Genomic DNA, 12,860 nt, shown 5'->3' with positions numbered 1-12,860 from the left:
ACAGGCGAACCTCCGCTGTGTCGCTCAATATACGTTTATGTTCTTTTTCGTACGAAAGGGTGCACGGTGACGACGCAGAGCCCTGCCAGCCCGCTGCCACCGCCGAACGGACGCCGACGCCTGCGCCGACGCCGGTCACTGACACGGGCTCAGCTCGCCGCGGCGCCCCAGGCGTCCGGAAAGGGGGACCCGGGCGGTCCCGCCCTCGCGCCCCTCACCCCCCGATCCGAGCCCCTGACACCCTCTCAGGCCTTCGACGCGCTGTACGCCTTCTGTGCCCCCGCCCTCGTACGCCAGACGTATCTGCTGACCGGGCGCCGGGAACTGGCCCGGGAGGCCGTGGAGCGCGCCTTCCAGCTGGCCTGGCAGCGCTGGTCCGAGGTGGCCCGGGACCGCGACCCGGCCGGGTGGGTGCGGGCGGTGGCGTACGACTGCGCGCTCTCCCCCTGGCACCGCTTCCGCCCCCGCTACCGGCAACCGGAACCCCCGCCCGCCGACCCCGCCGACCGTGCGCTGCTGCACGCCCTGCTCGAACTCCCGCCGACGTACCGGCGCACGCTCGTCCTCTACGACGGTGTCGGCCTCGACCTGCCGGAGACGGCGGCGGAGACGGAGGCGAGCACACCGGCCGCCGCCAAGCGGCTGACCCACGCCCGCCAGGCGGTGGTGGCGCTGCTGCCGGAACTGGCCGACACGGCCGCACTCCACCGCCGCCTGCTCGAACTGGCCTCGGCCGAGCGGCTGCGCGCCCCCCGGCCGACGACCGTACGGACCGGCTGCGAACGCCGGAACGTGTTCTGGACCCGGGCGGCCATCGCCTTCACCGTGACGATCATCGGTGCGACGACGCTCACGCTGCGGACGGCACCGACCCGGTACGAGGCACCGGTCGCCCCGGCGCAGGCGGTCCAGGGAGTCCCGCCACCGGCGGTAATGGGCCCGCTGTCCCGGAGCGAGCTGGTGCTGCGGGCGAAGCTGCACCGGTCGGAGGCGGGCGGCCCGGAAAGAGTCATGCCGCAGCCACGCTGAACGCGGGCCGGTCCCCCGCCGTCCTCACAACGCCGTCCTCACGAGCCGCGCCGTCCTCACGAGCGGCGCCGTCCCCGCGAGCCGCGCCGGCCTCACGAGCGGCGCCGGCCTCACGAGCCGGACCCGGAAACGGCGGCAGGCCCGCCCCGGACGACGGGAACGGGCCTGCCGGCATGCGGCTGGGAGATCAGGCGCTGAGGATCTCCCGGGCCAGCCTGGCCGTCTCGGTCGGCGTCTTGCCGACCTTGACGCCCGCGGCCTCCAGGGCCTCCTGCTTGGCCTGCGCGGTGCCGGAGGAACCGGAGACGATGGCACCCGCGTGGCCCATCGTCTTGCCCTCGGGCGCCGTGAAGCCCGCGACGTAACCGACGACCGGCTTGGTCACGTTCTCCTTGATGAACGCGGCCGCGCGCTCCTCGGCGTCGCCGCCGATCTCACCGATCATGACGATCAGGTCGGTGTCGGGGTCGGCCTGGAACGCGGCGAGCGCGTCGATGTGCGTGGTGCCGATGATCGGGTCGCCACCGATGCCGACGGCGGTCGAGAAGCCGAGGTCCCGCAGCTCGTACATCATCTGGTACGTCAGCGTGCCGGACTTCGACACCAGACCGATGCGGCCCGGCTTGGTGATGTCGCCCGGGATGATGCCGACGTTCGACTGGCCCGGGGTGATGATGCCGGGGCAGTTCGGACCGATGATCCGGGTCTTGTTGCCCTTCTTGCCGGCGTACGCCCAGAAGGACGCCGTGTCGTGCACGGCGATGCCCTCGGTGATGACGACGGCCAGCGGGATCTCGGCGTCGATGGCCTCGACGACCGCGTCCTTGGTGAACTTCTCCGGCACGAAGATGACGGAGACGTCGGCGCCGGTCTTCTCGACGGCTTCCTTGACGGTCCCGAAGACGGGTACCTCGGTGCCGTCGAAGTCCACGGTCTGACCCGCCTTGCGCGGGTTGACGCCGCCCACGACGTTCGTGCCGTCACCGAGCATGAGCTTGGTGTGCTTCATGCCGGTGGCGCCGGTCATGCCCTGGACGATGACCTTGCTGTCCTTGTTGAGCCAGATAGCCATGGTGGTGTGAGTCCTCGTCCTCGTGCTTACTTGGCGGCGGCCAGCTCGGCGGCCTTGTCGGCCGCGCCGTCCATGGTGTCGACGCGCTGCACCAGCGGGTGGTCGGCGTCCGTGAGGATCTTCCGGCCCAGGTCGGCGTTGTTGCCGTCCAGGCGGACGACGAGCGGCTTCTCGACCTTCTCGCCGCGGTCCTCGAGGAGCTTCAGGGCCTGCACGATGCCGTTGGCGACCTCGTCACAGGCGGTGATGCCGCCGAAGACGTTCACGAAGACGGACTTGACGTCCGGGTCGCCCAGGATGATCTCCAGGCCGTTCGCCATCACCTGGGCGGAGGCACCGCCACCGATGTCCAGGAAGTTGGCCGGCTTGACGCCGCCGTGCTTCTCACCGGCGTACGCGACGACGTCCAGGGTGCTCATGACGAGGCCCGCGCCGTTGCCGATGATGCCGACCTCGCCCTCGAGCTTGACGTAGTTCAGGCCCTTTTCCTTGGCGGCCGCCTCGAGCGGGTTGGCGGCCTCCTTGTCGTGGAGCTCCTCGTACTCGGGGTGACGGAACTCGGCGTTCTCGTCCAGCGACACCTTGCCGTCGAGGGCGAGGACGTCACCGGAGGCGACCTTCGCGAGCGGGTTGACCTCGACGAGGAGGGCGTCCGACTTGATGAAGGTGTCCCACAGCTTGATCAGGACGTGCGCGACCTTGTCCGCGACCTCGGCCGGGAACTTGGCGGCCTCGACGATCTCGCGGGCCTTGGCCTCGTCCACGCCGTCGATGGCGTCGATCGCGATCTTGGCGACGGCGTCCGGACGGGTGGCCGCCACCTCCTCGATCTCCATGCCGCCCTCGACGGAGGCGATGGAGAGGAAGGTGCGGTTGGCACGGTCGAGGAGGAAGGAGACGTAGTACTCCTCGACGATCTCCGGAGCGGTCTCGGCGATCATGACCTTGTGGACCGTGTGGCCCTTGATGTCCATGCCGAGGATGTCCGTCGCGCGGGCGACGGCCTCGTCCGGGGTGGCGGCCAGCTTGACGCCGCCGGCCTTTCCACGACCACCGACCTTCACCTGCGCCTTGACGACGGACTTGCCGCCCAGCCGCTCGGTGATCTCGCGCGCCGCCTCAGGCGTGTCGATGACTTCACCGGCCAGCACCGGTACATCGTGCTTGGCGAAGAGGTCCCTCGCCTGGTACTCGAACAGGTCCACGCGCTTCCGTCCCTATCAGTGATCTCGCGGTTCGTTGGATGCGTGGGCGTGCCGCGAAGGGCAACGTGACGTCCGCTGTCACTAGGGAAGCGCACACGGTGTCCGAGCGCGCGGCATGTCCGTCTCGCAGGTTATCGCTGCTTACGGGGGCCCCCTAAATCGCGGGTCACACCTGAGCGGTGATACCTGTCACATGATGCCGGGATTCCTGGCACGGGGTGCCGGCACCCGGGCCGGTATGGGCCCCGGACAGGCGATCTGCCAGGTCTCACCGGACCGGCGCCGACCCGGTGAGACCGTGGGCGACCCCGTCCGTCAGACCGTGTCGGGTATCGGCAGCGGGCGCTTCTCCAGCGCCGCCGCCATCACCTCGGGGAACAGGTCGGGCGTGCAGGCGAAGGCCGGCGCACCGAGCGCGGCCAGCGCCGCCGCGTGCTCACGGTCGTAGGCGGGCGCCCCCTCGTCCGACAGCGCGAGCAGCGTCACGAACTGCACCCCGGACGCCTTCATCGCCGCGACCCGCTTCAGCATCTCGTCCCGGATACCGCCCTCGTACAGGTCGCTGATCAGCACGACGACGGTCTCCGCCGGACGGGTGATCCGTGACTGGCAGTAGGCGAGCGCCCGGTTGATGTCCGTACCCCCGCCGAGCTGCGTACCGAAGAGCACGTCGACGGGGTCGTCCAGTTGGTCGGTGAGATCGACGACCGCCGTGTCGAAGACGACCAGCCGGGTACCGACCGACCGCATGGAGGCGAGGACCGCCCCGAACACGGACGCGTAGACCACGGACGCCGCCATCGACCCGGACTGGTCGACACACAGGACGACCTCCTTCTTCACCGACCGCGCGGCCCGCCCGTAGCCGATGAGCCGTTCCGGTACGACCGTGCGGTACTCGGGCAGGTAGTGCTTCAGGTTGGCCGCGATCGTGCGGTTCCAGTCGATGTCGTGGTGGCGCGGCCGGCTGACCCGCGCGCTGCGGTCCAGGGCGCCGGTGACGGCGGCCCGGGTGCGGCTCGCGAGCCGTCCCTCCAGGTCCTCGACCACCTTGCGCACCACGGCGCGGGCCGTCTCCCGGGTGGTCTCCGGCATCGCCTTGTTGAGCGAGAGCAGCGTGCCGACCAGGTGCACGTCGGCCTCCACCGCCTCCAGCATCTCCGGTTCCAGCAGCAGGGCGGCCAGGCCGAGCCGGTCGATGGCGTCGCGCTGCATGACCTGGACGACGGAGGACGGGAAGTAGGTGCGGATGTCCCCGAGCCAGCGGGCCACGGACGGCGCGGAGCCGCCGAGCCCCGCCGAGCGGTCCCGGCCCGCCTGTGCCGTGTCGCTCCTGCCGTAGAGGGCGGCCAGCGCGCCGTCCATCGCCGCGTCCCGGCCGGACAGCACGCAGCCCGTGCCGTCGGCCTGGTCCCCGCCGAGCACCAGCCGCCACCGCCGCAACCGCTCCCGCGCGTCGAGCGCCACGGTCACGGCCGCTTCGGTCACGGCCCCTGCGAGCGCGGTCGGGTCGGTCGCCGTCGGTTGGTTCACTGTCGGGTCGGTCCTTGGCGGTCCGGTCGCCGCCCGTTCGGTGGCCGTCGGGTCAGTCGCGGCCGGTTCGTTCACGGCCGGTTCGTGGACGGTCGCTTCGGTCGCCGCCGGTTCGTTCGCCGCCGGGTCAGTCGCCGCCGGTTCGTTCACGGTCGGGTCGGTCGCCGCCGGTTCGCTCACGGTCGGGTCGGTCGCTGTCGGGTCGGTCGTCCGGTTCGTCATGCGCCCACTCCCGCGAAGCCGGTGTCGTACGTCGTGTCACGGTCGGTGTCCAGGCCGAGCAGCAGCCGCAGCACCGGCAGCACGGCCTCGGCGCGCCCGGCGTCCGGTTCGGCGGCGAACCCGGGCACCGCGACCGTCCGGGCGGCGGTCCCGCCACGCCCGTCTCCGCGACCGCCTCCGGGGCCGCGCCGGACCAGTTCGCCGAGGGTTCTGCGCACCCCCGGCTCGTACGCACCGAACGTGCGCCGCAGCAGCGGCAGTACGTCCGTGAAGGCAGCCGCCGGCACGCCGGTCAGCCAGGTGTCGAGCAGCCCGAGCAGCCGCTCGTCGTGCACCAGCAGCAGTCCGCCCCCACCGCCGGCGAACCCCTCGATCCAGGCGGCGGCTGCGGCGGGCGGCGTGCCGGACGACAGCGCGAGCCCCATCAGCCGGGCGGCCTCCTCCGCCCGCAGCGCCCCGTCGTCCAGCAGCAGCCGCACGGCCCGCCCCCGGATGACCCCGGCCGCGGTATCCCGCAGCGCCAGAGCCCGCAACACGCCCCGCCAGCGATCACGCAACCCGGCATGGTCCCCACGCTGCTCGCGCCCCCCGTCGCCCGCAGGGGCCCGGGTGTCCGGGGCGGGCAGGCTCTCCGCCAGGAGTGCCACCGCGGTGTGCACGGCGTCCACGTGGCCGCGCATCTCCTCCGCCGCGTCCGCGTCCAGCCCGGCGCAGGCCGGTGGCAGGCCCACGAAGACGCGCTCGGCGAGGGCCGCCGCGACTTCGGCCAGCGCACCGGTGCCGGTGCCGCGTACGTCGCCGTAGCGCAGGGCGCGGACCAGGGCGGGCAGGGCCTCGGCGAGGTGAGCGACGTCGCTGTCGAGGGCGGCCCGGTCGGCCAGTGCCCGCATGACCACGGGCAGCGCGTCCGGCAGGCCGGCCAGCAGGCACTGTTCGGCGAGCGCGGTGACGTCGGCGAGGGCGGGCGCGGCGGTCGCGTCGGCCTCGGCCCTGGCCTGCGCCGCGGCGAGCACGGTCGTCCCCCACACGCCCGCCTCGGCGACCCGCACCGACAGCTCGGGCTCCCAGCGCAGCCGCCAGGTCTCCCGGAAGGTTCCCGTGCTCCCCCGGGACCGGGCCGGCTCGCCCCAGCCGACGCCGAGCAGCCGCAGCCGGTGCAGCAGCCTGCTGCGGCCCGCGTCGGTGTCCCCGCGCAGGTCCAGCTCCAGCTCGCGCTCCAGCGCCTCGGGCTTGAGCCGCAGCGCGCGCTGCTGCCGGGCCAGGTCGCGCTGGAGCGGCACCGCGGGCGCCGACTCGGGCACCTCGCCCAGGACGTCCCCGACCACCAGCCGGTCGTACACCAGGGACAGCGGCACGTCCGAGCCCTCGCAGAGCACCGCGCGGACCGCGTCGGTGGTCTCCCCCAGGCCGGGCAGCGGACGCCCCCGCAGCACCGCCAGGGTCTCCGCGAGCCGCACGGCCTCGATGACGTGCGCGGAGGAGACGATCCGGTCCTCCTCGCGCAGCAGCCCCGCCACCTTGGTCAGCCACCGCTCGACCGGCCGGTCGGAGGCGTGGAACAGATGCGCGTACCAGCCGGGCGAGTCGATGCCCGCGCCGTACCCGCCGGCCCGGGCCAGCCGGCGGTGTGTCCAGGGCACCCAGGTCAGGTCCGCCTTCACCTTGGGCAGCCCCTTGAGCAGCGCCCGGTCGGCGGCGACGGTGGGCCTCTCACGCAGCGCGGGCACGTGCCAGGCCCCGCACACGACGGCCACGGCATCCCCCGCCTCCTTGCGGGCGTCGCGCAGCCGCAGCCGCATGTGCGCCTCGCGGACGAGGTCCCTGGGACGCCCGCCGGCGCCGAACCGCTCGCGCAGCACGCCCATGGCCTCCGCCACCGCGGCGAACGGCGCGAAGGGGTCCCGGCCGCCCGGCCCCCGGTGCTCGACGACGTCCTCCCACCAGCGTTCCGGATCGTCGTACCCGGCGGACTCGGCGAGCACGGCGAGGGGGTCGACGCGGACCTGGTCGCCGTCGGCGGCGAGAGCGGACGCGGGAGCGTCGTCCCCGGCGGAGGCGGACGCCGGACCGTCCACCTCGCCCTCCTCGTCCTCCGTGCCCCTCCCGCCGCCCTCGTCCGTCTCCTGCCACGCGAGCGTGTGCGTGGCGGGCAGGTCGATGAAGCGGGCCGGGACGCCGTGTTCGACGGCCCAGCGGATGGCCACCCACTCCGGACTGAACTCGGCGAACGGCCAGAAGGCCGAACGGCCGGGCTCCTCCACGGCGTGGGCGAGCAGGGCGACCGGAGGCCGCAGCCCCGGGTCGGCCGCCAGCGGGATCAGCGCGTCGGCCTCGGGCGGGCCCTCGATCAGGACGACGCCGGGCCGGGCGGCGTCCAGCGCGGCCCGCACCGCGCGCGCGGAGCCGGGCCCGTGGTGCCGCACGCCGAGCAGCAGGGGCCCCGAGCCGTACACCGGGCCCGCGCCGGTGCCGGTCATGCGCTCACCTCCCGGCAGGCGCGGTAGAAGTCCGTCCAGCCGTCGCGCTCGCGGACCACCGTCTCCAGGTACTCCTGCCAGATCACCCGGTCGGCCGCCGGGTCGCGGACGACGGCACCGAGGATGCCGGCGGCGATGTCCCCCGGGCGCAGCACGCCGTCACCGAAGTGGGTCGCGAGGGCGAGGCCGTTGGTGACGACGGAGATCGCCTCCGCCGTGGACAGCGTGCCGCTGGGTGACTTCAGCCTGGTGCGGCCGTCGGCGGTGACGCCGTCGCGCAGCTCCCGGAAGACGGTCACGACACGCCGGATCTCGTCGATGCCGTCGGGCGCGGCCGGCAGCTCCAGGGAGCGGCCGAGCTGCTCCACCCGGCGGGTGACGATGTCGACCTCGGCGTCGGCGCTCTCCGGCAGCGGCAGCACCACGGTGTTGAAGCGGCGGCGCAGCGCGCTGGAGAGGTCGTTGACGCCGCGGTCACGGTCGTTGGCGGTGGCGATGAGGTTGAAGCCGCGGACCGCCTGGACCTCCTCGCCCAGCTCGGGGACCGGCAGGGTCTTCTCGGACAGGATGGTGATCAGCGTGTCCTGCACATCGGCCGGGATGCGGGTCAGCTCCTCCACGCGCGCGGTCATGCCCTCCGCCATGGCGCGCATCACGGGGCTGGGCACGAGGGCGTCCCGGCTCGGGCCGTGCGCGAGGAGCCGCGCGTAGTTCCAGCCGTAGCGGATCGCCTCCTCCGGGGTGCCGGCCGTGCCCTGGACCAGCAGCGTCGAGTCCCCGCTGACGGCGGCGGCCAGATGTTCCGACACCCAGGTCTTGGCGGTGCCGGGCACACCGAGCAGGAGCAGGGCCCGGTCGGTGGCGAGCGTGGTGACGGCGACCTCGACGATCCGGCGCGGCCCCACGTACTTGGGGCTGATCACCGTGCCGTCCGGCAGCGTGCCGCCGAGCAGGTACGTCGCCACCGCCCACGGCGACAGCTTCCAGCGGGCCGGGCGCGGGCGGTCGTCCTGCGCGGCGAGCGCGGCGAGTTCGGCCGCGAAGGTCTGTTCGGCGTGCGGGCGCAGCACCTGCCCGGTCTCGTCGCGCTCGGATGCGGCGGTCGTCAGTTCCACGGACTTCACGGACTCCACGGACACAGACATGGCTGAGGCCCCCTCCAGCTCGGCCGGTTCGGATCTGGCACCCACCGTGCACCACGCCACTGACAATCGCTCTGACCTGTGCAAACGCGCCCGCCGGGTCGATTGTCAGTGGGGGGACCTACCGTCGGTGACATGACTGAGCAGGGGGTGCGCTGGACCGCGGAGCAGGTGCTGGCACTGGCGCCTGACGCCGCGTCACGCAAAGCGGGGAGCAGACTCGGCGCGGCCGGGCCGTGGTCCGGGGCGGGGAGCGGAGAGGGGTCGGTGTGGGGGCAGTGCAAGGGCAGTGGCAGCAGGCCGTACCGGACGGTGGTGGACCTGGCGGACGTGGCCGGGCCGGCGTACCGGTGCAGCTGTCCGAGCCGTAAGTTCCCGTGCAAGCACGCGCTGGGCCTGCTCCTGCTCTGGGCGGGCGGCGACGACGCGGTGCCGGTCTCCGCACAGCCGCCGGACTGGGCGGAGCAGTGGCTCGCGGGCCGGCGCGGACGCGAGGCTTCGAGAGCGGCCCGGGCCCACGGCGGTGCGCCGGCCGGGTCAGCCGGTCCGGAGGCGGCCCGCCGGCGGGCCGAGCGCCGGGCCGAGCGGGTCACGGCGGGCGCGACGGAACTGGAACAGCGCCTGACGGACCTGCTGCGCGGCGGCCTGGCCGCGGCCGGACAGGCGGGGTACGGGCTGTGGGAGGAGACGGCGGCCCGCATGGTCGACGCACAGGCCCCCGGACTGGCCGCCCGGGTGCGGGAATTGGGGGCGATACCGGCCTCGGGTGCGGGCTGGCCCGCCCGGCTGCTGGAGGAGTGCGCGTTGCTGCACCTCCTCGACCAGGGCTGGCTGCGCCGGGACACGCTGCCGGACGCCCTCGCGGCCACGGTCCGCTCCCGGCTCGGCCTGCCCGCCACGCCGGCCGGCCCGCCGGTGCGCGACCGCTGGCTGGTCCTCGCCCAGTACGACACGGCCGACACGAAACTGACGACCCGCCGGATATGGCTGTACGGCGCCGAGTCCGGCCACACCCGGCTGCTGCTGTCCTACGGCGCGGCCGGACGGGCGCCGGAGACGGCGCTGCCGGTCGGGCTGGTCCTGGACGCGGAGCTGTCCGCCTACCCGGGTGCCGGCCGGACCCGGGCCGCCCTGGGCGAACGGTTCGCCGCCCCGGTCCCGGCCGCGTTCCGCCCGCCGGGCGTGACCACCACGGAGGCGGCGGCCCGGTACGGCGCGGCGTTGCGCGACGATCCCTGGCTGGAGTCGGTCCCGGTGACACTGGGCCGGGTGATACCGGTCCCGGACGGCGACCGGTGGCAGCTGGCCGACGCCGACACGGACACGGCCCTGCCCCTGCCCCGGGCCGCCCGCTCCCGCCCCGGCCTGTGGCGGCTGGTCGCCCTCTCCGGCGGCGCCCCCGTCACGGTCTTCGGCGAGTCCGGCCACCGCGGCTTCACCCCGCTCACCGCCTGGGCGGAGGGATCGGGCGACGCGGTGCCCCTGTGCTGACCGCGCGCGCAGAGCCCCCGGGGGACACCCCGCCAGCCGAACGGAACGGAGACACGATGAACGGGACACCGCCCGGCCGGGACACACCGTCCGACGGAGAGACACCGGCCCACGAGCAGACACCGGACAACCCCGCGACCGGGCCCAGGAGCAGGACCCAGGACACCGGCGGGGGGACCCTGAGCGCCGGCACACCGGATGCCGACGAGAACCCGGCCGACGGTTCCGTACCGGACAGCCACACCGCGCCGGGTCGCAGCACGGGGACGGTCAACGCCGTACCGGACCGGAGCAGAGGGGCGGTCAACGCCGTGCCGGGCCGCAGCGCGGGGGCGGTCAGCGCCGTACCGGACCGGAGCGGAGGGCCGGTCAACGCCGCGCCGGACCACATGGCATCCGGGGATCCCGGCGGCTCCTGGGAGGACCTGGTGACCGCCGCGCTTCTCGGCACCGACCGGCGCGCACCGGCGTACGGCGCGCCCGGGCGCGCCGCGCCGGTCGCGCTGCTGGACGCGGCTGCCGTGGCGACCGTACGACGGCGGGCCGGACTGCGGCCCGCGCGGGCGGCACGGCGGCCTGAGCGAGCGCCCGCGGACCGGCGTCCCGCCCTGCCCGCGGCGGCGGCGCGCCGGCTCACCACGCTGCTCGCCGACCGTTCCGGCGGGGCGGGCGGCCGGCGGGGCAGCTCCCCGGACCTCATGGAGCTGCTCCCGCAGTGGCTCGCGGCAGCCAACGCGCACGGGTACGCGGCGCCCCCGCAGGCGCTGCCCGCGCTGCTGGACGCGGCCCGGGGCCGTACGGACCTGCGGCCGGCGGCGCTGGCGTTCGCGGGACCGCGCGCGCTGTGGCTGGCCCGGCTGAACCCTGACTGGCGCTTCGCCCTGCGCGCGGCCCCCGGCGGCGGCGCCGACCTGCCCGGCCCCGAGGACGCCGCGGCGGTGCGCCGGCTGTGGTCGGAAGGACTGTTCGCCGAGCGGGTGGCCCTGCTGGGCGCCCTGCGCGCCCGTACACCGGCGCTCGGGCGCGACCTGCTGGCGTCGACCTGGACGACGGAGCGGGCGGAGGACCGGCTCATGTTCCTCGACTCGCTGCGTACCGGCCTGTCGGACGCGGACGAGCCGTTCCTGGAGCAGGCGCTGGGCGACCGCAGCCGCAATGTCCGGGCGACCGCGGCGGACCTGCTGTCGGCGCTGCCGGGTTCCGCCCTCGCCACGCGGATGGCCGCGCGGGCCGCCGCATGTGTGGCCCTGGACCGGACGGGGAACTCGGCCGTGATCGTGGTGGAGCCGCCGCCCGAGTGCGACTCCGGCATGGAACGCGACGGTGTGGTGGCCACACCGCCCTCGGGCAGAGGGGAACGATCGTGGTGGCTGGGGCAGCTGGTGGAAGCGGCCCCGCTCGGTACCTGGGCCGGGCGGTTCGGCGGGCGGGCGGCCCGGGACATCGTGGCGCTGCCGGTGGCGGACGGCTGGCAGGGCGAGCTGCACGCGGCCTGGTGCCGGGCGGCGGTGCGGCAGCGGGACGCCACGTGGTCCCGGGCGTTGCTCGGCTCGCCGTCGGCGCCGGAGGCGGGCGGCCCGGGCGCGGTGTCCCTGGCGGAACGGGCGAAACTGCTGGCAGCGCTGGCCCCGGCGGAGCGGGCCGCGTGGGTGGCCGGGTTCATCGCGACACACGGCTTGTCGGAGGCGTTCCAGTTGCTCGGAGTGTGCGCCGTCCCCTGGGCCGCCCCGCTGGGCCGGGCGGTGGTGGACGCCCTGAACATCGCGCGCGACGCGGGCAGTTACCCGTGGAGTTTCAGCGGGGTGATGGGGCTGGCGGAACGCTGCCTGGACCCGGCGGAGACCGTACGGCTGGAGGCACTGCTGGCGATACCCGACGAGCGGGAGGACGCCGCGCCGGGGGCCGGCGGGTACTGGGCGGAGGCGTTCCAGCGCCTGGTCACGACGCTGCGGCTACGGGCGGTGATGGCACAGGAGCTGGCGCCGGTGTCCGCCGACGCCTCGGCCCGACCGCCGCGGGCACCCGCTCGGCCGCCACAGGCGCCGGCGCCACTGCCCACGCCCGGTCACCCGGCGCAGGCAGCCCCTCAGCCGCCGGACGCGGCCGGCTGACCGGCGTTCTCCCGTACCCACTCCACGATCGACGTCATGGTGGCGCCCGGCGTGAAGATCGCCGCGACGCCCTTCTCCTTCAGCGGCGCGATGTCCTCCTCCGGGATGATGCCGCCCCCGAAGACGAGGATGTCCGCCGCGTCCCGCTCCCTGAGCAGCTCGATGACCGCCGCGAACAGCGTGTTGTGGGCGCCGGAGAGGATGGAGAGGCCGATCGCGTCGGCGTCCTCCTGGATCGCGGTGTCGACGATCTGTTCCGGGGTCTGATGGAGCCCGGTGTAGATGACCTCCATACCGGCGTCACGCAACGCGCGCGCGATGACCTTGGCCCCACGGTCGTGGCCGTCGAGCCCCGGCTTGGCGACCACTACGCGGATCGGACCGGCTGCCACACCCATCACTGCCTCCATCAAGCGACCACGGAAGCGATCGCTTCCGTCCGTACCGACAAGTACCGCACTTTTGGCGCGTCCCGCCATTGTCGCGAAGTGAACGAACGTTATCCACAGCATCCCGCACCCCGCGGTTTTACGGCGCGCGGGGAGGGGGAAATCACATGGTGGGACATGAGGGCACAC

General features: G+C 74.3%; 9 protein-coding genes. 3 read left to right on the top strand and 6 right to left on the bottom strand.

Annotated elements, in window-relative coordinates; all coding sequences use genetic code 11:
• Positions 1-66: 66 nt before the first annotated feature.
• Positions 67-1,029 carry a sigma factor-like helix-turn-helix DNA-binding protein gene (locus AB0F03_RS17495; protein ID WP_361992137.1) on the top strand — a complete coding sequence of 321 codons (963 nt, stop codon included), beginning with the start codon at positions 67-69 and terminating at the stop codon, positions 1,027-1,029.
• A 187-nt stretch (positions 1,030-1,216) separates the two neighbouring features.
• Here the strand turns inward: AB0F03_RS17495 and sucD are convergent, their stop codons facing one another.
• From sucD to AB0F03_RS17470, 5 genes are all read right to left on the bottom strand, one after another.
• A complete protein-coding gene (gene sucD, locus AB0F03_RS17490) occupies positions 1,217-2,101 on the bottom strand; it encodes a succinate--CoA ligase subunit alpha (RefSeq protein ID WP_361992134.1) in 885 nt (294 codons plus the stop codon).
• A gap of 26 nt (positions 2,102-2,127) precedes the next feature.
• Positions 2,128-3,306, bottom strand: a complete 1,179-nt coding sequence (sucC, locus tag AB0F03_RS17485; protein ID WP_356944786.1) for an ADP-forming succinate--CoA ligase subunit beta — start codon at positions 3,304-3,306, stop codon at positions 2,128-2,130.
• Between the two features lie 315 nt (positions 3,307-3,621).
• A complete protein-coding gene (locus AB0F03_RS17480; RefSeq protein WP_361992131.1) occupies positions 3,622-5,061 on the bottom strand; it encodes a VWA domain-containing protein in 1,440 nt (479 codons plus the stop codon).
• Positions 5,058-7,538: a DUF5682 family protein gene (locus tag AB0F03_RS17475; RefSeq protein WP_361992128.1), complete on the bottom strand. Its 2,481-nt coding sequence runs from the start codon at positions 7,536-7,538 to the stop codon at positions 5,058-5,060. The genes AB0F03_RS17480 and AB0F03_RS17475 overlap by 4 nt, the downstream gene beginning before the upstream one ends.
• Positions 7,535-8,683 carry an AAA family ATPase gene (locus AB0F03_RS17470; RefSeq protein ID WP_361992125.1) on the bottom strand — a complete coding sequence of 383 codons (1,149 nt, stop codon included), beginning with the start codon at positions 8,681-8,683 and terminating at the stop codon, positions 7,535-7,537. The genes AB0F03_RS17475 and AB0F03_RS17470 overlap by 4 nt, the downstream gene beginning before the upstream one ends.
• Before the next feature lie 132 nt (positions 8,684-8,815).
• On the opposite strand from AB0F03_RS17470, the gene AB0F03_RS17465 reads away from it, so the two are divergent.
• Together AB0F03_RS17465 and AB0F03_RS17460 are read left to right on the top strand one after the other, a co-directional pair.
• On the top strand, positions 8,816-10,171 hold the full coding sequence (locus tag AB0F03_RS17465; protein WP_361992122.1) for an SWIM zinc finger family protein: 1,356 nt from the start codon (positions 8,816-8,818) through the stop codon (positions 10,169-10,171).
• 389 nt (positions 10,172-10,560) lie between these two features.
• Entirely contained in the window at positions 10,561-12,282 is a 1,722-nt protein-coding gene (locus AB0F03_RS17460; RefSeq protein ID WP_361992217.1) for a DUF5691 domain-containing protein, read from the top strand.
• Here the strand turns inward: AB0F03_RS17460 and AB0F03_RS17455 are convergent.
• The gene (locus AB0F03_RS17455) at positions 12,258-12,680 is read right to left on the bottom strand and encodes a cobalamin B12-binding domain-containing protein (protein ID WP_361992120.1); all 423 of its coding nucleotides are present in this window, start codon (positions 12,678-12,680) and stop codon (positions 12,258-12,260) included. The genes AB0F03_RS17460 and AB0F03_RS17455 overlap by 25 nt on opposite strands.
• Positions 12,681-12,860 lie beyond the last annotated feature (180 nt).

This window comes from Streptomyces sp. NPDC028722, assembly GCF_040637655.1.
Taxonomy (GTDB): domain Bacteria; phylum Actinomycetota; class Actinomycetes; order Streptomycetales; family Streptomycetaceae; genus Streptomyces.
The sequence above is the reverse complement of the archived record's forward strand: the minus strand, read 5'-3'. Positions and strand labels throughout refer to the sequence as shown.

Excerpts from the sequence above, each read along its gene's own strand:
- AB0F03_RS17480 (WP_361992131.1), bottom strand. The coding sequence starts at position 5,061 with ATGACGAACCGGACGACCGACCCGACAGCGACCGACCCGACCGTGAGC.
- sucD (WP_361992134.1), bottom strand. The coding sequence starts at position 2,101 with ATGGCTATCTGGCTCAACAAGGACAGCAAGGTCATCGTCCAGGGCATG.
- AB0F03_RS17460 (WP_361992217.1), top strand. The coding sequence starts at position 10,561 with ATGGCATCCGGGGATCCCGGCGGCTCCTGGGAGGACCTGGTGACCGCC.
- AB0F03_RS17475 (WP_361992128.1), bottom strand. The coding sequence starts at position 7,538 with ATGACCGGCACCGGCGCGGGCCCGGTGTACGGCTCGGGGCCCCTGCTG.
- AB0F03_RS17470 (WP_361992125.1), bottom strand. The coding sequence starts at position 8,683 with ATGTCTGTGTCCGTGGAGTCCGTGAAGTCCGTGGAACTGACGACCGCC.
- AB0F03_RS17455 (WP_361992120.1), bottom strand. The coding sequence starts at position 12,680 with ATGGGTGTGGCAGCCGGTCCGATCCGCGTAGTGGTCGCCAAGCCGGGG.
- AB0F03_RS17465 (WP_361992122.1), top strand. The coding sequence starts at position 8,816 with ATGACTGAGCAGGGGGTGCGCTGGACCGCGGAGCAGGTGCTGGCACTG.